The 19891-nt window shown below is 50.3% G+C and carries 29 protein-coding genes and 1 pseudogene; 22 read left to right on the top strand and 8 right to left on the bottom strand.

What is annotated here, in order from left to right; all coding sequences use genetic code 11:
* Positions 1 to 88: 88 nt before the first annotated feature.
* The 7 genes from ACJJH9_RS11435 to ACJJH9_RS11405 form a co-directional block, all read right to left on the bottom strand.
* The gene (locus ACJJH9_RS11435; protein WP_444922821.1) at positions 89 to 1114 is read right to left on the bottom strand and encodes a tyrosine-type recombinase/integrase; all 1026 of its coding nucleotides are present in this window, start codon (positions 1112 to 1114) and stop codon (positions 89 to 91) included.
* Positions 1114 to 1353 (bottom strand): DUF4224 domain-containing protein, encoded by a 240-nt coding sequence (locus tag ACJJH9_RS11430; protein WP_252082084.1) that lies wholly within the window; start codon positions 1351 to 1353, stop codon positions 1114 to 1116. Before ACJJH9_RS11430 ends, ACJJH9_RS11435 begins: the two co-directional genes overlap by 1 nt.
* Positions 1354 to 1430: 77 nt before the next feature.
* A complete protein-coding gene (locus ACJJH9_RS11425; RefSeq protein ID WP_444922820.1) occupies positions 1431 to 1661 on the bottom strand; it encodes a hypothetical protein in 231 nt (76 codons plus the stop codon).
* Between the two features lie 131 nt (positions 1662 to 1792).
* Positions 1793 to 2080: a phage antirepressor KilAC domain-containing protein gene (locus ACJJH9_RS11420; protein ID WP_444905129.1), complete on the bottom strand. Its 288-nt coding sequence runs from the start codon at positions 2078 to 2080 to the stop codon at positions 1793 to 1795.
* A complete protein-coding gene (locus tag ACJJH9_RS11415) occupies positions 2077 to 2241 on the bottom strand; it encodes a hypothetical protein (protein ID WP_444884490.1) in 165 nt (54 codons plus the stop codon). The genes ACJJH9_RS11420 and ACJJH9_RS11415 overlap by 4 nt, the downstream gene beginning before the upstream one ends.
* Before the next feature lie 168 nt (positions 2242 to 2409).
* Positions 2410 to 2712, bottom strand: a complete 303-nt coding sequence (locus ACJJH9_RS11410) for a DUF7673 family protein (protein ID WP_444922819.1) — start codon at positions 2710 to 2712, stop codon at positions 2410 to 2412.
* A gap of 178 nt (positions 2713 to 2890) precedes the next feature.
* The gene (locus ACJJH9_RS11405; protein ID WP_444922818.1) at positions 2891 to 3232 is read right to left on the bottom strand and encodes a response regulator transcription factor; all 342 of its coding nucleotides are present in this window, start codon (positions 3230 to 3232) and stop codon (positions 2891 to 2893) included.
* Between the two features lie 130 nt (positions 3233 to 3362).
* Here ACJJH9_RS11405 and ACJJH9_RS11400 point away from each other — a divergent pair, with 130 nt between their 5' ends.
* Complete coding sequence (locus ACJJH9_RS11400) at positions 3363 to 3827, top strand: hypothetical protein (protein ID WP_444922817.1); 465 nt, start codon at positions 3363 to 3365, stop codon at positions 3825 to 3827.
* Positions 3828 to 3872: 45 nt separating this feature from the next.
* Here the strand turns inward: ACJJH9_RS11400 and ACJJH9_RS11395 are convergent, their stop codons facing one another.
* Positions 3873 to 4547, bottom strand: a complete 675-nt coding sequence (locus ACJJH9_RS11395) for a LexA family protein (protein WP_444922816.1) — start codon at positions 4545 to 4547, stop codon at positions 3873 to 3875.
* A 96-nt stretch (positions 4548 to 4643) separates the two neighbouring features.
* On the opposite strand from ACJJH9_RS11395, the gene ACJJH9_RS11390 reads away from it, so the two are divergent.
* The 21 genes and pseudogenes from ACJJH9_RS11390 to ACJJH9_RS11290 all read left to right on the top strand — a co-directional run bounded on the left by ACJJH9_RS11390 (position 4644) and on the right by ACJJH9_RS11290 (position 19777).
* Positions 4644 to 4892: a transcriptional regulator gene (locus ACJJH9_RS11390; RefSeq protein WP_444922815.1), complete on the top strand. Its 249-nt coding sequence runs from the start codon at positions 4644 to 4646 to the stop codon at positions 4890 to 4892.
* Positions 4893 to 5037: 145 nt separating this feature from the next.
* Positions 5038 to 5757 carry a helix-turn-helix domain-containing protein gene (locus tag ACJJH9_RS11385; RefSeq protein WP_444922814.1) on the top strand — a complete coding sequence of 240 codons (720 nt, stop codon included), beginning with the start codon at positions 5038 to 5040 and terminating at the stop codon, positions 5755 to 5757.
* Between the two features lie 26 nt (positions 5758 to 5783).
* A complete protein-coding gene (locus tag ACJJH9_RS11380; protein ID WP_444886498.1) occupies positions 5784 to 6029 on the top strand; it encodes a hypothetical protein in 246 nt (81 codons plus the stop codon).
* 64 nt (positions 6030 to 6093) lie between these two features.
* Positions 6094 to 6756 carry a hypothetical protein gene (locus ACJJH9_RS11375; RefSeq protein WP_444922813.1) on the top strand — a complete coding sequence of 221 codons (663 nt, stop codon included), beginning with the start codon at positions 6094 to 6096 and terminating at the stop codon, positions 6754 to 6756.
* Between the two features lie 345 nt (positions 6757 to 7101).
* Positions 7102 to 8004 carry a hypothetical protein gene (locus ACJJH9_RS11370; protein WP_444922812.1) on the top strand — a complete coding sequence of 301 codons (903 nt, stop codon included), beginning with the start codon at positions 7102 to 7104 and terminating at the stop codon, positions 8002 to 8004.
* Between the two features lie 139 nt (positions 8005 to 8143).
* On the top strand, positions 8144 to 8521 hold the full coding sequence (locus ACJJH9_RS11365) for a D-Ala-D-Ala carboxypeptidase family metallohydrolase (protein ID WP_444922811.1): 378 nt from the start codon (positions 8144 to 8146) through the stop codon (positions 8519 to 8521).
* Positions 8521 to 8889, top strand: a complete 369-nt coding sequence (locus ACJJH9_RS11360) for a 3TM-type holin (RefSeq protein WP_444922810.1) — start codon at positions 8521 to 8523, stop codon at positions 8887 to 8889. The genes ACJJH9_RS11365 and ACJJH9_RS11360 overlap by 1 nt, the downstream gene beginning before the upstream one ends.
* Positions 8886 to 9095, top strand: coding sequence for a holin (locus tag ACJJH9_RS11355; RefSeq protein WP_444922809.1), 210 nt, complete (start codon positions 8886 to 8888; stop codon positions 9093 to 9095). The genes ACJJH9_RS11360 and ACJJH9_RS11355 overlap by 4 nt, the downstream gene beginning before the upstream one ends.
* Complete coding sequence (locus tag ACJJH9_RS11350; protein WP_444922808.1) at positions 9085 to 9804, top strand: hypothetical protein; 720 nt, start codon at positions 9085 to 9087, stop codon at positions 9802 to 9804. The genes ACJJH9_RS11355 and ACJJH9_RS11350 overlap by 11 nt, the downstream gene beginning before the upstream one ends.
* Positions 9805 to 9890: 86 nt before the next feature.
* On the top strand, positions 9891 to 10412 hold the full coding sequence (locus tag ACJJH9_RS11345; protein WP_444922807.1) for a hypothetical protein: 522 nt from the start codon (positions 9891 to 9893) through the stop codon (positions 10410 to 10412).
* A pseudogene (locus ACJJH9_RS11340) lies at positions 10375 to 12381 on the top strand (terminase gpA endonuclease subunit). Before ACJJH9_RS11345 ends, ACJJH9_RS11340 begins: the two are co-directional and overlap by 38 nt.
* Entirely contained in the window at positions 12382 to 12600 is a 219-nt protein-coding gene (locus ACJJH9_RS11335) for a DUF6148 family protein (RefSeq protein WP_444922806.1), read from the top strand.
* Entirely contained in the window at positions 12597 to 14105 is a 1509-nt protein-coding gene (locus ACJJH9_RS11330; protein ID WP_444922805.1) for a phage portal protein, read from the top strand. The genes ACJJH9_RS11335 and ACJJH9_RS11330 overlap by 4 nt, the downstream gene beginning before the upstream one ends.
* Before the next feature lie 9 nt (positions 14106 to 14114).
* On the top strand, positions 14115 to 16163 hold the full coding sequence (locus tag ACJJH9_RS11325) for a ClpP-like prohead protease/major capsid protein fusion protein (protein WP_444922804.1): 2049 nt from the start codon (positions 14115 to 14117) through the stop codon (positions 16161 to 16163).
* Between the two features lie 102 nt (positions 16164 to 16265).
* A complete protein-coding gene (locus ACJJH9_RS11320; RefSeq protein ID WP_444922803.1) occupies positions 16266 to 16637 on the top strand; it encodes a capsid cement protein in 372 nt (123 codons plus the stop codon).
* 7 nt (positions 16638 to 16644) lie between these two features.
* Positions 16645 to 16938 carry a head-tail joining protein gene (locus tag ACJJH9_RS11315; RefSeq protein ID WP_444922802.1) on the top strand — a complete coding sequence of 98 codons (294 nt, stop codon included), beginning with the start codon at positions 16645 to 16647 and terminating at the stop codon, positions 16936 to 16938.
* Positions 16939 to 17235: 297 nt separating this feature from the next.
* Positions 17236 to 17673 carry a hypothetical protein gene (locus tag ACJJH9_RS11310; RefSeq protein WP_444898110.1) on the top strand — a complete coding sequence of 146 codons (438 nt, stop codon included), beginning with the start codon at positions 17236 to 17238 and terminating at the stop codon, positions 17671 to 17673.
* Positions 17674 to 17749: 76 nt separating this feature from the next.
* Positions 17750 to 18091, top strand: a complete 342-nt coding sequence (locus ACJJH9_RS11305; RefSeq protein WP_444922801.1) for a hypothetical protein — start codon at positions 17750 to 17752, stop codon at positions 18089 to 18091.
* 82 nt (positions 18092 to 18173) lie between these two features.
* Complete coding sequence (locus ACJJH9_RS11300) at positions 18174 to 18479, top strand: DUF6966 domain-containing protein (protein ID WP_444922800.1); 306 nt, start codon at positions 18174 to 18176, stop codon at positions 18477 to 18479.
* Between the two features lie 528 nt (positions 18480 to 19007).
* Entirely contained in the window at positions 19008 to 19292 is a 285-nt protein-coding gene (locus ACJJH9_RS11295; RefSeq protein WP_444922799.1) for a hypothetical protein, read from the top strand.
* 71 nt (positions 19293 to 19363) lie between these two features.
* A complete protein-coding gene (locus ACJJH9_RS11290) occupies positions 19364 to 19777 on the top strand; it encodes a hypothetical protein (protein WP_444922798.1) in 414 nt (137 codons plus the stop codon).
* Positions 19778 to 19891 lie beyond the last annotated feature (114 nt).

The following is a 19891-nucleotide window of genomic DNA, read 5'->3' as shown; positions in this document are numbered from 1 at the left end:
GTGCTTTTCCTGGGTGTCGCTAAAAGGTAACTCTGCAATGGTAATTGTATATGTTTCTGTGTCAATGTGAAGTTTGTCACATGTGGCTTTAGGTGGGTGTATTTCGATCCAGGCTAGGTGCTCGATCAGCCGTACGGTTATACCTCTCAGCCATTGATCGCGTTTTATGTCCGGTGAATTTTTGAACATCCCCTTCAAAGTCACTGGCAGCTTTGATCTTCAAATCGTGAAAACGAAAGCGCTGTTTGATTGCCCCAGCTGCCAGGGCTGCTCGTTGTTCCCTTTGCCAAACGGCATTGAACCCGGTGCGGGTGTAGGCGCGGCCAACACGGCTGCGGATGATATGGGTAGTTTGGATTTGTGCTTCGGTGTTAGTGGCTACTGCGCGATCAACGGCTTCTTTGAGGGATGAGCTCCATAGCTTCAATTGAGCTTTGCCTGTCTTGGCTTGCACAATCAATAGGCCGTCTTCTTGAATCTCTGCGCGGGTGAGGGCGAGTACATCTTGTTGCCTGGCTGCACACAAATAGCTGATTTCCATTGCGCACTGGTGCATCACGTGGCCGTGATCACCCAGCCATTGCCAAAAGGCTTGGTATTCCCAGTCTTCTACGTAGCGCCCGCCGGGCTTTACTTTAATTGTTTTTACTACTGCTGTGGGGTCTTCAATCTTAACGAAGCCCCTGGCTTTGCCCCATTTCATCACAATGCCTAGAAAGGTTCGCTCTCTATTGGCTGAGGTGGGGTACTCAGCACCGCGCGCATCCATAGACATCTGCACTAGCGGGGAGGTGATATTGTCTGGTTCCATTTCACCGAATACCGCGAGAACACGCTGGCTGTAGCGATGATAGTCTTTTTGAGTCTGCGGTTTTATATGTTTGGTGTATTGAGGAGAGGCGAAATAGAGCTCTACTAAATCCGCGAAGGCAAAGATCTTTTGCACCAGACCGGCTAGGTATTTCTCATAGGCAACCCAGACTTCAGCCTGGGACGCGTCGGGGGCGGCAATATGCTTGGTTGGTTCGCCATGCTTGCGAAATCGGTAACCGTTTTTATACCTGGCCACATGTGGTGGCATCCATGCATTTTCGGGGTTGCGCCTTCTGCCCATTAGCTTGCTGCTCCAAGGTTAAAGCCTGGGGGTAGGTTAACACCGGCTAAGTCGGGTTTTGAGGCCCCTCGGGCCAGAATGGCTTGATTTACCATTTCCCAGGTGAGTGCGGGGGATCGGTCCTTTTTCAGCACATAAGGAATCCGATTGGCATCGAGAATACGCTTTTGTTCCTCAGCATTCTCGGCGCCAGCGCCCGTTAGTCGGGCTATCTCATGCTTGGTTAGCAGGTTCCCCATCGCACATCCCTCGCGTTGTTGTCTTCTACCTAAAAAGCCCGCGTTTGGCGGGCTGAGAAAGCTATCTTTAGTTGAGTTCAGGCGTACTGCGGTTCTACCTGGGGTTTTGATTCTGGGTGAGGGCAGTCTTTGGGTTTCTCTTCGATGATTTTCTTATCGACTATGCGATAAATTTTTGCCTTGTCGGTTTTCTTGTCGAATATCTGCGCCCAGTCGGTAAACAGGTCATTTTGAGCAATGCGCTGCACTTCTTCGAACGCCTCCTCTTTAGTGGCGTAGGAGCGTTTGAAATCTTTGATACCGCCCATCAATAGGTTGTAGGAGCCAGTAAGCAGTGCGTATCTTTTTATTAGATTTTCCCATTTTTAAAAATGGGCTCCATGCCGGCAGCCCAAGGATGGTTACCTCTGACTGAATGCGCCGGGGCGCGGTTAAATTTCTAGCTGGCTTGGGAGATGGAGTTCTTTTCGATCAGATCCCGAATCCATACCATACCTTTCGATGTCACCTTGGTATTGATATACGGCACCTTCACCGGGCCACGGTTATATTCGGCATTCTCTGCAACCAGTAGCCCCTGTTGTACGGCGGTCTTTGTCGGTGAGTTGCGCATAGGTTCACGGCTATGCAAAAGATCGCTATTTCGTAGAACCTTTAACAGGTTGTTTCTGCCCATTTCTAAAGTTCGGGCGGCTTGGGTGATGGTGAAGAGTTTTTCCTTTTTCACGCTGCCTCCTGGTCCTTCAAATTTTGTTCTGATGGTTGGCCCTGGATGGCTTCGGAGAGTGCGGCGATTTGCTCTTGCATGCCGTTTATTTGTAACTGCTGAGTTTCTACCGTGGCCATTAGGTCTTGAGTGATTTTTAGTAGTTGGGAGAATTCATTCATGGTACGCCCCTACTATTTTTTTGAACTTCCGCTCCCTGCCAATTGCCGGCTCCCAGTATTTGCAAAGCTGACAACTCCAGCCGCGTAATAACAGCTTCCCGTTGAATACTGGCCCTGCGGATTTTCCGCAGAGGGCGCAATGTATCCGTGGCAGCTGCTGCAGCTGGTTCATGCTGCGCCTTTCCTCTGGGTTTCAAGGTGAGACCACTCGACACAAAGGGTGCGAAATTTTTTTTCGCCCTGTGCGATTACGTTTTGGGGCTCCTTGCCTTGATAGCGAAGTGTCATCACGTTGAGAGCGTGCTGATAGTTCTCCCCATCAAGTAGTGATAACTCGGCAACGGGAACCGTAAAGTCGTTGCTGTTCCAAGCCGAAAGCAACACCTGTGCGGCAATTGCACTAGCACCGGAGTATCCGTTGGCTACAGTGAGCAGCGTTTCCACACTCTGGGTTGGGCTGAAAGTATTCATGCTGCATCACCTCCAAAAGGTGGCCAGTCATTTTGGTGCACTGGCCGAGCAAAAGTGGGTTTTGGTTGTACGAACCGGATGAGCGTTTTGCGATCCGCGTTGGCGATATCGGCGCGCTGCTTGAGGCGATCTACGTCGTTTCTGCTCATAGCCGTTGGACGTATAAACACGGTGGCGGTCATGCGATTCCCTCCCGGTTGTTGCGGATGCGAATGGTTCGAACTGTGGGGCGGCGCTGGAAGCGGGTGCGTAATTGGTCTTGAGCATCAACACCCATGCCGCTGAGTACGCAGGCGAGCAGAGCGAATTGAATCAATCCGTGCTTTACCGCCTTGGCCACCGCTTCAGTACTGTTGCGGGCATGCAGCTTGTAAAAGCATTCCGCCAGCAAGTTGGTGACATTCGCTACAGAGCACTGCATAGCTTCGGCGGTCTCTTTGTTGGAGAGCCCACGGGCGCGATGTGTAAGCGCTTCAGCTTGGCGTGGCGCCAATGGCCTTAGATTGCTGGCTGTGTGCATTTTGATGCCCTGTCCTTGGTTAACAATCACAGTAGCCGAAAGTTAATTGTCTGGTCAATAGCCGTAAGTTAATTTTTTAAAAGGTCCTCTCCTTGATATGCTCAGGGAGCGCTTATCACGGAGGATAAGAATGAAAAAAATAAGACATGCAGTAGTAGGGGTTCTGCTAGCGGCTGGCCTTGGTGGCTGTAGTGCAACGAACGAGACGCCAGTGTTTATTAGTGAGTACTTTGCTTTAGAGCACCTTTCAACAAAGCAAGAAGTATTGAGTAAGGCGAGGCAAGCTTTGTTGAAAGATGGGTTTCAGATTTTGTCCTCTGATTTAGAGGCGGGTTATATCTCTACATCCCTAAAAAATTGGAAACTTACGCCGGAGCAGGCCAATTGTGGTACTAACGAGGGCAGAGATTATTTAGAAGATAATTATACCAAGACAGAAGTTGCCTTTAATGTGGTTGTTGATGATAGGGATGTGATTGTTCGTTCAAACATTCAGGGCGAATACTTACCGGGGAAGCCGGCTCAAGATCTCACTTTGAACTGTGTTTCTCGCGGTGTTATTGAGGTTGAGATGGTCAAAAAGATTCTGTTGTGACTCTCAGCATTCAAAAAGGCCCGCTAATGCGGGCTTTTTTTTGTCCTACTCAGGGGTGTAGGAGCCAATAATTACGCCACAAAAGGATATATCTTTGCCTGTAACTTCCATCGGGGAGTAGGTTGGGTTGATGGGGCGTAGATAAATATGGCCCATATCTTCTGCATAGCTTTTGAAGGTGACCTCACCATTTATTTTGGCGATAACTCGGCAGCCATTGGTCAGAGGTTTGTCGGGGTCGACAAAAATGATTGTCCCTTCTGGATAAGAGCGCTGGCCTGGGTAAGGGCTAGTCATGCTATCGCCATTCACTCGTAATGCGTAGGCGCGGTCTGAGTGAGCAGCTGGGCAGGGCAACCAAGCTTCGGCTTCCCCAGGCTCTAATAGATCTACAGCTTCACAAAATGCTCCCGCCTGCACCCAGCTAATCAGTGGGATTCTTCCTTGGATTCGTGGTCCCTGCGTAACATTGCTTCCCTCCTTGATGCCTAGCTCACCAGGTCCAATGCCGGCACCGGTAAGCAGCCAATCTACAGATACTTCGAGAGTTTCTGCAATCCGTGTGGCGGTGCTCATGCGTGGTAGCTTTTCGCCGTTGCGGTAGCTCCAAATAGTAACGGTACTTACATCAAACAGGCGCGCCAATGCTTCCTGCGTATCTTCCACGCCGGCATGAGAGACTGCCTGTTTAAACCGCTTTGCGAAGTCAGGATGTTTCATGAAGACATATTAGCTACAAGTTAATTAATTATCGGCTATTGATTTTAGGTAGCCGAAAGTTAATACTCGGGCTATTGGTGGCAAGGAGGGGCCGAGATGACCCAGCAAGGGAGCAACTCAGTACTTGATGATGCAGTGAAGGTGTTGGGGTCATCTGCCCAATTGGCGCGGGCTATTGGAGTTTCACCAGCCTTTGTCTCCCAAATGCGTAGTGGAGCGAGGGCGATACCTCCGAAACTCTGTAAAAAAATCGAGCTAGCTACCCAGCGGGTTGTTACTCGTGCTCGCCTGCGCCCTGATGTATTTGGCCCTTTGGACGAACAAGTAAGTGTTGAAATCCAGTAAGCAAGTTAACCGAGCACGAGTTTGCTGGCGAAACCTGAAGAACGATCATTTTCAAATTCCTCTGTTGTGACTTGGTAATTCTGCTGCTTGTGGAGTAGGACGGTAATACGGTGCGCTATATGGAAATTTATACAGGAGGTGGGAGGTGAGTTTTGAAGCTGCGGCATGGGCCATTAAACGCAGGACCAGAACACCAACAGCAAAGCTGGTTTTAATCGCGTTGGCCGATTGCCATAACAGTGACACGGGGCAGTGTGATCCGGGTAATGCTTACCTGGCCGACGTTGCGCAATGCACAAAGCGTTCGGTGATTAATGCCATCGAAGAGTTGGAAGAGCTGGGCTACCTGAGCGCCGAAAAATCCAACGGGCGCAGAACCAATTATGACCTCTTTTTACACGTAAACCGGTGCAATGATTTCACCGGTGAAAAATCTTCACCGGTGAAAATAAAACACGAACCGGTGAAATCTGAGCACCCAACCGGTGAAAATGACAACACGTCCTTCTCTATAGAACCAGTAAGAACCAATAAGAAACCAGTAGAGAGAGGCACAGTTCCAAATCGCGCCAACCCCAAACGCGGCACTCGCTTGCCTGGAAACTGGGTTCTCACGGACAAATTCCGCACCGAAGCCCAACGCCTCCGCCCAGACCTGATCCCCCGAATCCACGACATTGCCGAAAGCTTCCGCGATTACTGGATATCTCAGCCCGGGCAGAGGGGCGTAAAACTCGATTGGCTCGCCACCTGGCGCAACTGGCTAAAACGCGAGAAATACATCACTCCGCAACCCCGGACGTCAGGGCAGCGGCTAACGCGAAACCTCAGCGCAGTAGAAATCGCAACGGATACCAACTGGTAAAGCCCAATCACCAAGGAGAGTTCACCATGTGCACAGTCACCATTCCAGAAGCCATCGAAAGGATTTCCACAACCAACCCCAGCAGCCCGCTGGCCGTATTCCGCACCAAGTACGCTCACCTCGTGGAGGTTGTGTTCGCGAATACGGTGGTTACCCAATTCTGGATAAACCAGGGTCATATAAATTACCTGGGCACCTATCACCGGGACAATTTGCATGCAGCCGAAAGGCGACTTCAGGATTATTTCGAGAGCATGCCGCAGGCTGCTTGATGGGGTGCTTGATGGGCTGCTTGGCTGGTTCTTGGTTGCTTGAAAATTGCTTGGGGGGCATGACATGAGATTCGATAGTGCTAGACAAGCGTGGCACGACGCCTTTGATAGCTCCACCGCTGCATTTGATTATGAGGCCATGGGCGGCAGAAGTACGGTTACCTCAGCTGGGAGAGGGCGAAAAGTTGTAATTCGCGGAGAAGTGCAGGGCAGGGCCAACCAAGTCATTTGCCGGGTTGCAGCCCCAACAGTAATTGCGAAGGAAACCCCGGGAACTAAGGACAGCGGCAATCGCATGATGGATGCCTGTGAAAAGGGGTTAATCCAAGATGCAGTCGCAAAGCTGAGAGAGTGTGATCCACTGGCATACTGCTGGGGCATGGCCGCCTACGCCCCGCCAGCCTCAAGAGTCAAAGAGCGAGTGACACTACTGAAATACTTGATGAGTGAGTTCGACAAATGGCAGGAACCGCACCCACGAGAAAAGGTTAGCCAGCTAGCGCTATTTTGTATTAATGCGTGTGCACTGCGAGATGTAAATGGCCGATTAATAGACCTGGGCCAAGCGCGGACAATTTTAGGATGTGACAAAAAGCGTTGGGATGAGGAGTGGGTGAAAATTTGGAAGCGTTTGCAACGGCGTTTGGACCCTCTACCCGCAAGAGCTTTGGGGCCTATTTCTGAGATTGTGCAGGAGTACAGGGGGCGGCTTAAAGCCGCTTGTTGACAGCTTTGTCCTGAGTAGGTATAAATTCCCTAGCGTGCAGTTTTTCTGCTTTGCAATAAGCCCGGCTCCTCCAGCCGGGTTTTTTCGTTTCTGACTTTCTATTTTTCATTACTCCATCACCTGTACTTGGCGGTGTTCTTGTGGGCGCCTTTTTTTAAGGGGCGTCGTCAATGTTAATTACAGGTAGAAAATTGCTTGTAGGTCGGACTGCACCTGTTGGATAAGCTTAATTGCCGGTGCTATGCTTCGACGCCCTTGCTGGCGATGAGTTGCAGGGTAGTTTGAGTCATTTCAGACTTAGCTTAATTGCATGATTTTGGGTCTGAGTTTTTATTAGGAGATGGTATGTCTTTGATAGGTATTTTTAGTCAGGTGAAGAATAGAGTAATGCGGGGAAGTATTGCTTTATTTTTCCTTGTGTCTTCTCAGTTTGTGTTTAGTGAGGGAACAGGAGAAGAGCTTCAGGAGCTTATCGACACCTCATGTCTAAATGATGGATTTGTACGATTAGATAAAGACTATCGTATCAGTCAATCAGTTTATATTAAATGCGACATGGATTCACAGAATAAGACTGTATATGTTGACGATGGCACTATCAAAGCTTTAATTGTAGAGGGGCTTGATAATGCAAAACTTGTTTTGCCGAATGTGATAAATGCGAGTGCTGATCCAGGCAATGGTAAGTGGACTGGCTCTGGTACTGGTATTAGTTTAATTAATATATCCAGTTCGCATATTGAAATCGGTCATGTCAGGAACTTCGATTACGGAGTGACATTGATCGGTAATGAGAAGGGTACAGTTTATAATAATATCCACATAAGACACTTGGAAAATAATAGGAGAAACCTTGTGTTGCAGCCTTGGAATAAAGGCTGGGTCAATCAAAATAATTTTTACGGTGGTCGATACTCTCATTGGAGTAATGAGGGGGCTGCATTGAGTGGTGTTTCACACATTGTCCTTGCTGAGGATAATCTGCCCGATAACTTTGGACCACCAAATAACAACAGTTGGTATGGTGCTTCTTTAGAAGGCTCTGTGCCAAAGTATGCTGTTGAGATTAAAGGTACATATAATGCTTTTTATAATTCTCGCTGGGAATCTGTGAATGGCATATGGTTGCAAGAGGGATCGTGGGGTAATGTTATTCATTTTGGATATGGCGTGGAAAGATTGTTAGATGAAGATCGAGTTGTGGGGGATCTTTCGGTTAATAAGGTGATAAGCGCAATTTACAAGTAAGACTCTTATTGAATGATATTTTGAAAGCCGGCTGTATTGGTCGGTTTTTTTATGAGATTAAATATCTTTAGTTCATGATCTAATCTGGTTTGGCGGCACTCTATGGGGTGCCTTTTTTTTGCTTAAATTTTGAGGCTTTATGTTCCAGAACGACTATTTCACAGAGTCGGAATTGGCCTGTCGTTGTTGTGGCAAAAATCATTTCAAAGATGAAACGCTCAGGCGCCTGATCCAAGTTAGAGAGCGTTATGGCAAGCCGATGATCATAAATTCCGGTTACCGCTGCCCAGCTCACAATGCCCGATTGAATGCCACCATGACCCATACCACCGGTCAGGCTGTTGATATTTTCGTGTCTGTTGGCGGAGCACACAGGCTCATAAAAATTGCCTTAGAAGAGGGTTTCACCGGTATGGGCGTGAATCAGAAAGGGCCGATCAAAAAGCGGTTTATCCATTTGGATGACCTTGAGTCAATTCCTGGCGAGCGTGCGCGCCCTACGGTGTGGAGCTACTAATGATTTCCGCTATATCCGACTTATTTGGCAAGGTCATAGACAAGGCATTCCCGGATAAGACAGAAGCCAATCGCCTAAAGGCGCAGGTGGATTCAAAGTTAATCTCAATGGACCTGGAGGAGCTGAGAGCGGCTACCCAGGTAATCACTGCAGAAGCTGGAGGAGAGTCATGGCTACAAAGAAACTGGCGGCCAGTAACAATGCTCACATTCGTGGGTCTGATCGTCTTTCATTGGCTGGGGTGGACAGCGCCAAACCTCAGCGAGAACCAGACTCTCGCCCTTCTGGAAATAGTAAAAATCGGCCTCGGTGGTTATGTCGTGGGGCGCAGCGTTGAGAAGGCAACTATTGCCTGGAAGCAGTCATGACTCTTCAGGATGCCCTCAGAGAAATAGCGGATAAGGCTGGCTATATGACTGCTATTGGTGCTGGAACTTTCGCGGGTTGGCTTGCAAACAACTGGCTTGGTCTTGCTGGTGTGCTGATAGCTGCGGCAGGTTTAATGGTTAATTGGTATTACAACCACAAGCGTTTGAAGCTGCAGGAGCAGCAGGGCGGGGACGATGCACGTTAGTGTGAAGCTGGATACTTCAAAGTTTGATCGAGCATCTGCTGAATTAAAAAAGCAATTACCTTATGCCAGTTCGGTTGCCCTAAATAGCGTGGCCTTTCGTATACGGGGAGAAGAGCGCTCAGCGATGGGGCGTGTATTTACAAACCCGGCAAAGTTAACGCTGAACTCTGTATTGGTAAAGAAAGCCACGAAGCGTTCTGGCATTGCCAAAGTCTTTATCCGTGATCAGGTTTCCAACGGAACTGCACCGAGTAAATATCTGGCCCCGTCGGTCATGGATGTGAACCGAAACGACAAGCGCTTTGAGCGTGCCCTTCGACATATGGGTGTCCTACCTGCTGGTATGTATGTGGTACATGGCGAGGCGGCGAGATTAAACAAGCATGGGAATATCTCGGTCGGAACCTATAAAAAAATCCTGGCTGAGTTACGGGGTAACCCTGGCTCTACAAGTGGGGGAGGTAGTGCGCAGGGTAAAAAGGGTAAATATTTCGTTGGCAAAGTTAATGGAGTCTTAGGCGTTTGGAAGAGGGCAGGCGGCAAACGCCGGCCAACGGTTAAGCCCATCCTGATATTCCTCAAAGGCAAGCCAGACTACCGCAAGCGATTCCCATTTATCCGCATTGCCGAAGGCATAGCGCGGCGTCACCTGCCGATTGAACTGGATAAGGCTATGGACCATGCGATTGCGACCGCAAAAAGACGTTGAACGGGTCCTCCTGAGAGGGCCAACACACGGGTGATTCGGACCCCGCTTTTTTAACAGATATCTGAAATTTCCTAGGGGGTTATACCTTGGCTGGTGATATCTCTCTTGATGATCAGGCCACTCAATTGGGCTTTGCTCGCTTGGTTGGCGCTACTCAACCGGCTATTGCCAAACACTACAAGGCAGAGGTTTTTACTGTAGGTGCTAGCTTCAGAGTTTGGCTTCATGAATATTGCGAGCGTTTGCGAACCGAGGCTGCAGGACGCCAAGCGAATGAGGCCCGCAACCGTCGCGATATGGCTCAGGCAGTTGAGTCGGAAGCCAATGCACAGCTGAAAATGCGCGAACTATATCGTCAAGACGAATTAATTCTGGATATTGAGTCCGTGCGTAAAGCGATGGTGGAGTGGTCCACCATTGGCAAGAATGAATTTTTAGGAGCGGTGGAAAGCATCGTTATTGCTATCGAGAGCCAGCATGCCATTACCATCGATCGCGAACCCCTACAGCCAAACATTGACGCTGCCCTCAAAGCTATTGGCAGTTACGAAATTGAATCTGAAGAGGCTGGTGGAGGAGGTGCGCCAGGCCTGGATACCGCAGCCTAAAATCCCGCTGATTGAGTGGTTGCCGGACAATATCAAACTGCCCTCGGAGGATAGCGACAACGCCGGCTATTACCGCAACGATTATGTGCCCTATTTCTGGGGCGTAATGCACGCACTGGATAATCCAGTGTCGTGGATGGTGGTAATGCAGAAGGCCGCGCAGATCGGCTGGACGGTTCTGCTGGCCACCGATATCTGTAAGGTCGCCGTCACCGAACCGGCCCGCATCCTGATGCTGTTTCCCAAGGATGAAAAAGGCCGACTGTTTATGGATGAAAAGCTGGTACCGATTATCGAAGGCTCACCAGCAGTGAATCGGGTGATTGATGTCACCACCAGCCGCAAGGGCGGCAGCCGCTCAACGCGCAAAAAATTCCCCGGTGGTGAGGTACGCACCATTGGCTCCAACTCAATTTCCAATGTTAAATCTACTTCAGCCCGTCGGGGCTATGTAGAGGAGCCAGACGATACCAACAAAGATGTCGGCGATCAGGGCGATTCCATTCGCCACCTGCGCGAACGCCTCAAGCGGATGCGCAACAAGAAATTAATTATCGGTGGCACCCCTGCAGTTGCCGATCTTTCCCAGGTGGAGCACTACACCAAGCTCGGCACCATGCGCGTACTGCCGATTACCTGCCATGACTGCGGTGAGTCTCATGTACTGGATTGGGAAAACGTTCGCTGGCTGAAGAAAGAAGAGGGCATACCGCACCCGGTATTCGGCCTGCACCAGCCTGATACTGCTATCTATGGCTGCCCGGAATGTGGCAGCGAATGGGATGACTACCGCCGCCAGGCCAATATCCTGCAGACCTGCAAAACCGCGCGGGAAAATGGGGATGATTTTGCCGGCTGGGTCAAAACCCAATGCGGTGAAGATTTCGCAGAGAGCGAAATCGAACCGATAGAAACCTTTATGGAGCTTTCTGAGCTCTATGTGTGTATCCCCGGAACCGGCCTCGCCGATGTGGTGAGGGATTTTCTCGAAGCGGAACACGAAGCCAAAAGCGGCGACGAATCCGCGCGCATCGTATTCCAGAACAACAAACTGGGCAGGCCCTACCAGTATGCCGCCAGCCGCTTGTTGGACCACGAAAAACTACAAGAGGCCGCCGAGGACTACCCGGAATTATCCTGCCCCGCCGGTGGCCTGCTGGTAACCATCGGCATTGATGTACAGCACGACCGCCTGGCGATATCGATACGCGCTTTCGGGCGCAATGAAGAAAGCTGGCAAATGTTCTGGGGCGAGATCGATGGCGATACCGCTGACAAGCGCGATGACTGCTAGGCGGCCCTGGATAAGTTGGTATTCCAGCCTTTCGAGCACGAACGCTTTGGCGAAATCCGCGCAGCGGCGATCAGTATCGACTCTGGTGATGGTGGTACCAGTAATGCGGTGTATCACTGGGTGCGAACCCGCGATAAAAAACATCGCGGCGTGCTGGTGATGGCTATCAAGGGTGACAGTAAAGACTTGGGCACCAAGGAAATCTTTTCCCAACCCAGACAGGTGGATTACAACAATCCCAAGCGCCGTACCAAGGCCGACCGCCATGGGGTTCGGGTGTATATCGTGGGCACTCACAAGGCGAAAGACCTGATCGCCAAGCGTTTACTCGGCACCAGTGCTTATATGCACAGCTGCAAGTATGTGCGGCAGGACTACTGGGAACAGGTGACTGCCGAAGTGAAAGCCCCCAGTAAAAAGCATAAAGGCCGAGAAACTTGGCAGCAGCGCCCCGGCAGACCCAACGAGGGCACCGATACCGAGGTCTATGCCCTACACGCAGCCCACGCCAAGGGCATGCATAAATACAACGAGAAAAAATGGTCCAGCATTGAATCACAGCTGGGCCAGCGCACCCTGTTTAGCGAACCGGAAATATCACCGGATCAATCTCAGCCAGCCCCGAAAAAACCACACAGGCCAGCACAGCCGGTTGGCTCCCTACTGGATAGTTAAATGTCGAAAACCGCACAAGCCATGGTCGACCTCTATATCGAGGCCGAGCTAGATGTGCTCGCCGGTAAAACCACGGTGATTAACGGCCGCCAATTTACTGCAGAGAACCTGCAGGAAATCCGCGCTGGTCGTCAGGAGTGGGAGCGCCGCGCATATCAAGAAACATTAAAGGCTGCTGGCAAACGCCGCGGACCCGCTTACGCGAACTTTTACTCATGAACAAACTGGATTCTGTAATCGGGTTCTTTGCGCCCGAGGCCGCTCTGCGCCGTGTGCAAGCCCGCCGTGCCCTGGAGATCGCCGCAGCCTATGAAGCTGCGCGACCCAGTCGCCTGCGGAAAAATCCCGGTGATAACCGCAGTGGGGATTTAGTGATTGAAGGCAGTGTGGAAACCCTGCGCGGCCAGGCCCGGCACCTGGAGCAAAACCACGACTTTGCCTTTGGCATTCTCACCACTCTGACCAACAACATCGTCGGCCCGCGCGGTATCGATGTGGAATTCCAGCCCAAGACCTGGGATGGCGATATTCACGAAGGCCTCGCCAGCCAAATGAATGAAGCTCACCGGGAATGGGCGCGCCGCCCGGAATGCACCCGGCAATTCAGTTGGGGCAAAGCGCAGCGGCTTTTGTGCAACACCTGGCTGCGCGATGGCGAAACCCTGCTGCGGCACTTACAAGGCACGGTGCCCGGCTTAAAGCATCGTACCCCGGTGCCTTACACCATTGAATGCCTTGAACCGGATTTTTTGCCGGTGGATTACAACGATTTTAACAAGCGCATAGTGCAGGGCATTGAGAAATCGGCATGGGGCGAAGCCAAGGCCTTCTGGCTCTTCGACGAGCACCCCGGAGCCTCATTGAATTGGCGGATGAAACGTAGGCGTCACAGTGCGGAAAATATCGAGCACCTGAAGTTTGTACGCCGGCTGCACCAAACCCGTGGAGTTTCTATCTTTGCCGCGGTAATGAATCGCCTCAACGATATTAAAGACTATGAAGAAAACGAGCGCGTTGCCGCCAAGATTGCCTCGGCCATGGTGGGTTTTATTCAGAAGGGTAGCCCTACTGAGTATGAGCATGATGATGCTTGGGATAGCGAAGGAAAGCGCATTCTCGATATCCGTGCCGGTGCCATCTATGACGATCTCCGCCCAGGGGAATCTGTCGGCACCATTCAAAGCAATCGCCCCAGTGGCCTGCTAACCCCGTTTTTAGAAACCATGCACCGCATGGCCGCCGCCGGCACCATGGCCAGCTTTAGCAGCATCAGCAAAAACTACAACGGGACTTATAGCTCGCAGCGCCAGGAACTGGTGGAGCAGTGGACCAATTACGAAACCCTCAGCCTGGAGTTCTGCGAGGAGATCGTGGAACCGGTCACCCGGCGTTGGGTGCAAATGGGTTTACTGTCCGATGCCTTCCAGGTGCCTGCTGATGTGGATCCGGCCACCCTGATGCATGTCGATTTTATTACCCCAGTGATGCCCTGGATTAACCCTGCCCACGAAGCCAGCGCCGATGAAACCCTGCTGGAAAATGTACTGGTCAGCCCGCAGCAGACTATCCGTCGCCGTGGCAAAAAGCCGGACGATGTGATCAAGCAAACCGCGGCTTGGCAGAGAAAGCTGAAAGAAAACGATATCACCACCCCAAGCAAACGCACTGCGGTCCCCGCAGAAAATACTGAGTCCGACTCCGAGTCTGACTCCGACTCTAAATAGGAAACCGCAATGCCTAAAAAATCCTGGTACAGCATCACTTCCGCCGCAAACAAAGGTGAAGCCGATATTTATCTGTACGACACCATCGGTTATTGGGGGGTAACGGCAAAAGACTTTGCCCGAGATCTAAAAGCGCTCGGGGATGTCAGCAAGATCAATCTGCATATTAACTGCCCCGGTGGTGATGTGTTCGACGGCACCGCTATTTACAACCTGCTCAAAGACCATAAGGCAGAGGTGGAAACCTGGGTTGAAGGCATCGCAGCCAGTATGGGCAGCGTGATCGCCTTAGCCGGGGACACGGTTCATATCGCTGAGAATGCCTATTACATGGTGCACAACCCCAGCGCCGGTGTGCGAGGCGATGAGCGCGCCCTTGAAAAAACCAAGAGCCTATTGGCCAAAGTGAAAACCACCATGATTGGTTTGTATTCCTCCCGCACCGGAATGTCGGATGAGGAAGTCAGCCAAGTGATGGATGACGAGACTTGGTATACCGGTGCCGAAGCCGTAGAAGCGGGTTTTGCCACTGACACGACAGCAGCAATGGAAATGGCTGCAAGCTTCAGTGCTGATCACTTAAACCAATTCAAAAATACCCCGCAAGCCATTAGTGCATTGGTTATGCAGGGATCCACTGAATTTAGATTCCCGTCTGCGGTTGCAGGCAATCCAAACCAAACCCATAGCCAGGAGGCGCAAGCCATGACTACAACCACCTCCACTACACCAGCTGCAACCGCTGCGACCGAGGTTACCCCAGAAATGAAAGCGCAGATTGCCGCTGATGCCAGAGCGCAATTTGCAGCGGATGAGCAAAAGCGCAAAGACACCATCAAAGCCGTATTTAAAGGCTTCGAAGCGCACAGTGTTGTTATGCAGGAATGTCTCAATGATATGGACTGCACCGCTGAAAAGGCCAAGGATAAACTGCTCACAGCCCTGGGTAACCAAACCCCAACACCAGTGCAAAGCTACAGCGTAGTGGTGCAGGAAGGTGAGGGTATCAAGCGCATTAAGACGGATGCTGAGAATGCCATTGCCATGCGTGCTTTCGGCGAAAAGCGCACCGAGGGCAACAGTCTGGCCGGCTATACCATGCTGGAAATTGCCCGTATGTTTATGCACGCCCACGGACAGAATTTAGCGGGCCTGGATAAAATGGGCGTGGTGGCCGCAGCCTTTACCCATAGCTCTGGTGACTTCGCTACCGTCCTTGGCAATATCGCCAATAAATCGATGCTGAAGGGTTACTCTGAAGCGGCAGAGGTTTTTCCGCAGTTTACCGCCACTGGAAACTTAAGCGATTTCAAGATAGCTACCCGCACAGACCTCGGCACCTTCCCCTCACTGCGCCAAGTGGCACCTGGGGCAGAATTTAAATATGTGAGTATCGGCGAGCGCGCCGAAACTGCCGCGCTGGCCACTTACGGGGAACTCTTCTCTATTACGCGCCAGGCGATTATCAATGACGACCTGGGGGCCTTCACCCGAATCCCACAAAAGATGGGTCTCGCTGCTATCCGCACAGTGGGGGACCTGGTTTTCAGTATCCTGATCAATAATCCACAAATGGCCGATGGCAAGGCCTTATTCCATACCGACCATGGCAACCTAGCTACTAAGGCAGGCATCAATACAGCCAGCATCGATGCCGCGCGGGTATTGATGGGCAAACAGAAGGACGGTACCGCTTTCCTAAATATCCGCCCCAAATTCCTGCTGTGTGATATCGCCGACGAGGGTGCCGCAAAGGTTGCGTTGGAGTCAGAGTTTGAAGTGGGTGCTGCTGAGAAATCCAATACCGTTCCCAACAGTGTGCGCAATATTGCCAGCGTGATCTCCGATGGTCGCCTCAGCGGGCACAATGGCTGGTACCTCAATGCCGACCCAGTAGCGCACGACACCATCGAAGTGCTTTACCTGGATGGCCAGCAAGCCCCAGTACTGGAGCAGCAAAACGGCTGGAATATCGACGGGGTGGAGTTCAAAGTGCGCCTGGATGCCGCTGCAAAAGCCTGGGACGCAAAAGGCATGGTGAAAACGCCCAAGACCTGATACCCAGCTCAAACCGAACCAAACCTTAAAGAATCCGAAAAGGGCCGCACATCGCGGCCTTTTTTTTATTGAAACAGTTTTAACCCAATCGAGAGAAAGACAATGGCTACCAATTTTGTACAAGACGGGCGCATGCTGAATTATACAAATAGCACTAGCGCGGTAATTACCTCTGGCCAGGTGCTAGCAGTAGGTGCAGTACTGGGTGTGGCGATGGATGATATCGCCGTGGGCGCATCTGGTGTGATCGCTATTGAAGGCGTATTCACTGTGCCCAAGGTATCCGGCGCAGAGATCAGTCAGGGGGAAACCCTCACCTGGGATATCTCTGCTGTAGCCTTTGACGATAGCGCCGCAACAGCCGCAACCGGCGATATCACTGGCCCCGCTGCCTTTGCCGCAGAGGCTGCCGGCGATGGTGTTACCAGTCTAGCGGTCAAATTTACCGGCGTACCGGGCACAGTGAAGGCTTAGGTGATCCATGGATCTGGACCAAAGAGCCGCAGAGCGCGCGTTCCGCAAATGGGGCAAGCCCGCTACCTATTCAGACGGTAGCGGTGCTGAGCCTATAGAATGCCGGGTGATCAAAGATCAAGAGATTGACGACTTCGAAGATGAGGAACGTGTGCGGGTGCCGCGTATCGAGTTGAGTCTGTTGGTGAGTGAAGTAGGGGCTTACAACTCAGCAGCGGTGATTACCCTTGGTGGCGTGGAGTATAGGGTGCGCAAGCGGCTGTCGGATGATGGGGTTGTTTGGCGGGTGCTGGTGGGGTGAGCAACCTGAGTGGGTAGGTCAGCCCAGGATTTATGATCATTGTGATTGTTATTTATTAGAGAGGCTTAAACTTACAGAAAAATGCTTTAAAATCAGCAGATTAAGTGAGCGCCTTATGTTGGGGATAGTGGTCATGATGATCATTTTTCCACTTGGGGCGATGGTGCCAGATGGCCGTAATCTATTGATTTAGTAAAAGAAGATGGCGTGTTGGCGTAAATTTGCATCAGAAATAGTGGTCACGATAATAGTGGTCATGATGACCACTATATAAATGTTAACCCAACGAGGAAAGTAATGGCTCAAGAAAGAAAACCATTCATCACACTTGGAAAGTCAAAGCTTTCCAAATTCGCTAATGGCACTGTACTCGTCATCTTACTTGTCTATGCCGCTGTAAAGAGCGGCATCATAGAGCCAGCTGTTACACGAGGATTTGATTACACGATTCCTGCAAACGAGTTGTCAGTTTCTAGCGCTCAGGAGTTACAAGAAAAATTGGGGAGCTTCTCTCTCAACGAGGCACAATTAAGCTCAGAGCTTGCAAAAGCTGGCATAGACTTACATCAGTTCCAAGAAAACACGTCAATGGAACTCGTTATTAGCACAACGCAAAATGGATTCGAGGGCCTGGTTATTGAGTTTCAATCAACACTGGACCCAAATAAGCTAAAGTCAGTTTACGCAAAAATTGCTGACCAAATTCAAAGTCATGTTTCAAATAAAAAGGGTTAACAAGAAGCTGCACCCGACTCCGGCGCTATCGCGCCTCTGCGGGTGAGCTTGGCGTTAACTGTTGTAAGAGACAAAAGTGATATCTGATAAATTCGATAGAAATAAAAATCCAGACTGGGAGCCTGATGCCCTTGTGCAGGTATGCTTTTCCGGTAAAGATATCATCGTAAAGAATGGATACAGACCTCATTACAAGGTTAAAGCAGACTACCTCACGACTACAATTCATTGGTTTATTGATGCAGGGATTGCGGAACCTAATAGGCGCACTCAAGCGTTTGTTAAATTCATCACGCCAGAGGCATACCCAAAATGCCTAGAGACTGGTGCCAATCTAGAGGTTCGAGAAGGTTCAAGAGTAGTTGGCCATGCTGAAATACAGGAAATATATAATGAGCAATTACGCAAAGGCAGCTAACAATCACAGGCCGTTGCTACGGTCCTTCGCGGGACGGCCTACGCTACGCTCCGTCCGCCCGTGCTGTGGTCGTTAAGTGCCTATGAGCGATAAGTACAGTGCCTATAAGCTAATTCTTGAAGAGCTGCTAGTTCTTCTCCAAGAGTACAATGAAGAGAATTGGTTCTCCTATTTTTCTGAATCCATGGAGCTACTAGAAAACAACAAGCCACAAGCAAGCATCTTTCACTCATTGCGTGCATTTGGGGGAATGTGTAGCTTTAATGATGCGTTATATTTTACTGGCGCTCCTCCCGATGAGGCGCAAAGAGGATATGAACTTCGTGAATTACTGTCGCAGCAATGCAGGGACAACGAAAATGTGCTCAAGCGTTTCTTTGAGCTATGAACACTTAACAAGTTTAGGCAAGCGACGCGGAAAAGCGCCGCGCGCCTGCTAAAAGCGTTATGTTTCATGAGAGTGTGAGTGGATGAAATTAATCGGAAGCAAAATGGAGAAGGATTTTCGGGAGGAGCTACAGAAATCAAACGAGTTTTTCTCTTCTCCTTCGAGGCTCCGTGATGCGCTAGAGTCTAAGGGGCACAACACGAACAATGCTTATGTTTTGCATTGGACCCCAGATCAAGGCGAAGACATATATATGGTATTAATAAATGGCTCCTATTTGGTTAGTGTCGAACTAGATCGAATCAACCCAGACGTACCTCCAATATTTGAGCGCACAGAACTACAAGAGTACAAGCAGGGTCTCAGTAGAATGAACCAAGTTAGGCTATTAGTTGCACAGGACCTAGCGAGCGAAAAAACATAACAAGCCAATTAACTTCGCGCCTTCGGCGCCGGACAGCCCACACTGCGCTTCGCTCCGTTCCAGCTGCCGGTTATTGAGGCGTTATGTTTAAGGTGTAGAAAGTCATGAATAAAGAGAATTTAATTACAGAATTCGAAGAGTTGGAGAGGAAGCATAGAGTATCTAGAGTTGTAAGCTTGTTCATCGCTATTGCTTTTGTCTTTTCAGGTATTCTTGGTCCAATATTTTTACAAGCGGGATTGTTCCCGGAGATATCTGCAAACTTAATATTTGCTGCTTTGGGTGGTTCGTTGGTTGGCTACACTGCACTGTGTTGGTCTGGTAGCAATGAATTAAAAGCACTTCGAGTAGCTATACAGTTACTCGAAGAGAAAGAGGGTAAAACATAACAAGTTTAGTCAAGGCGACGCCAAACTGCGGCGCGCCTGCTAAAGGCGTTATGAGTAAGTATGGAGTAAATATGAAAAATTTGATTTTTCTTGTGAGCATTTGTCTTTTGTCAGCGTGCTCAAACGCTAAGAGAAGCACCCCAGTTATTATTGCTGACGGCACAGAAGCAACACAATTTGAGAACTTAGTATTCTGCGGGAATGCAAATAGGTTCGCAAAAGTAATGGGAGATGTTGGTTCAAAGCTAGGAGATGCCTGGGATCAAGTAGCTGGCTCAGAATCCCAAGACGAATGTACAGTTCGAATTAAAACAGATAAAAAAGGCAATATTCTGAGCCACGAAGTGGTTACGTGTGAAAACCCGGGTGTTTTGCCAGATGTTATGGCAGCAGCGAGCCCAGTGCCGGTTCCAGAAAACGATTGTCTTTTGAGAAACATTAACAGTATTAAATATGGTATTAACAGTGCCAAGAAAAACTCATAACAAGCAGCAGCACGACCGCCCGCAAAAAGCGCGGGCTGGACGGCCTACGCTTCGCTTCGGCCGCCCGTGTGCTGGGCGTTATGTGTCATCCGGTTGGGAGAGCTATGAGAAAAA

Source organism: Microbulbifer mixtoriginis (SeqCode), assembly GCF_052466715.1.
Note: the sequence above shows the minus strand (reverse complement) of the source record. Positions and strands in the feature narration are given on the sequence as shown.

Coding starts and splice junctions, on each gene's coding strand:
- ACJJH9_RS11290 (WP_444922798.1), top strand. CDS start 19,364: ATGAAAAATTTGATTTTTCTTGTGAGCATTTGTCTTTTGTCAGCGTGC.
- ACJJH9_RS11370 (WP_444922812.1), top strand. CDS start 7,102: ATGTCTTTGATAGGTATTTTTAGTCAGGTGAAGAATAGAGTAATGCGG.
- ACJJH9_RS11320 (WP_444922803.1), top strand. CDS start 16,266: ATGGCTACCAATTTTGTACAAGACGGGCGCATGCTGAATTATACAAAT.
- ACJJH9_RS11430 (WP_252082084.1), bottom strand. CDS start 1,353: ATGGGGAACCTGCTAACCAAGCATGAGATAGCCCGACTAACGGGCGCT.
- ACJJH9_RS11310 (WP_444898110.1), top strand. CDS start 17,236: ATGGCTCAAGAAAGAAAACCATTCATCACACTTGGAAAGTCAAAGCTT.
- ACJJH9_RS11325 (WP_444922804.1), top strand. CDS start 14,115: ATGCCTAAAAAATCCTGGTACAGCATCACTTCCGCCGCAAACAAAGGT.
- ACJJH9_RS11335 (WP_444922806.1), top strand. CDS start 12,382: ATGTCGAAAACCGCACAAGCCATGGTCGACCTCTATATCGAGGCCGAG.
- ACJJH9_RS11405 (WP_444922818.1), bottom strand. CDS start 3,232: ATGCACACAGCCAGCAATCTAAGGCCATTGGCGCCACGCCAAGCTGAA.
- ACJJH9_RS11330 (WP_444922805.1), top strand. CDS start 12,597: ATGAACAAACTGGATTCTGTAATCGGGTTCTTTGCGCCCGAGGCCGCT.
- ACJJH9_RS11415 (WP_444884490.1), bottom strand. CDS start 2,241: ATGAATGAATTCTCCCAACTACTAAAAATCACTCAAGACCTAATGGCC.
- ACJJH9_RS11380 (WP_444886498.1), top strand. CDS start 5,784: ATGTGCACAGTCACCATTCCAGAAGCCATCGAAAGGATTTCCACAACC.
- ACJJH9_RS11315 (WP_444922802.1), top strand. CDS start 16,645: ATGGATCTGGACCAAAGAGCCGCAGAGCGCGCGTTCCGCAAATGGGGC.
- ACJJH9_RS11390 (WP_444922815.1), top strand. CDS start 4,644: ATGACCCAGCAAGGGAGCAACTCAGTACTTGATGATGCAGTGAAGGTG.
- ACJJH9_RS11435 (WP_444922821.1), bottom strand. CDS start 1,114: ATGGGCAGAAGGCGCAACCCCGAAAATGCATGGATGCCACCACATGTG.
- ACJJH9_RS11375 (WP_444922813.1), top strand. CDS start 6,094: ATGAGATTCGATAGTGCTAGACAAGCGTGGCACGACGCCTTTGATAGC.
- ACJJH9_RS11295 (WP_444922799.1), top strand. CDS start 19,008: ATGAATAAAGAGAATTTAATTACAGAATTCGAAGAGTTGGAGAGGAAG.
- ACJJH9_RS11300 (WP_444922800.1), top strand. CDS start 18,174: ATGAGCGATAAGTACAGTGCCTATAAGCTAATTCTTGAAGAGCTGCTA.
- ACJJH9_RS11400 (WP_444922817.1), top strand. CDS start 3,363: ATGAAAAAAATAAGACATGCAGTAGTAGGGGTTCTGCTAGCGGCTGGC.
- ACJJH9_RS11395 (WP_444922816.1), bottom strand. CDS start 4,547: ATGAAACATCCTGACTTCGCAAAGCGGTTTAAACAGGCAGTCTCTCAT.
- ACJJH9_RS11425 (WP_444922820.1), bottom strand. CDS start 1,661: ATGGGCGGTATCAAAGATTTCAAACGCTCCTACGCCACTAAAGAGGAG.
- ACJJH9_RS11360 (WP_444922810.1), top strand. CDS start 8,521: ATGATTTCCGCTATATCCGACTTATTTGGCAAGGTCATAGACAAGGCA.
- ACJJH9_RS11350 (WP_444922808.1), top strand. CDS start 9,085: ATGCACGTTAGTGTGAAGCTGGATACTTCAAAGTTTGATCGAGCATCT.
- ACJJH9_RS11355 (WP_444922809.1), top strand. CDS start 8,886: ATGACTCTTCAGGATGCCCTCAGAGAAATAGCGGATAAGGCTGGCTAT.
- ACJJH9_RS11365 (WP_444922811.1), top strand. CDS start 8,144: ATGTTCCAGAACGACTATTTCACAGAGTCGGAATTGGCCTGTCGTTGT.
- ACJJH9_RS11410 (WP_444922819.1), bottom strand. CDS start 2,712: ATGAATACTTTCAGCCCAACCCAGAGTGTGGAAACGCTGCTCACTGTA.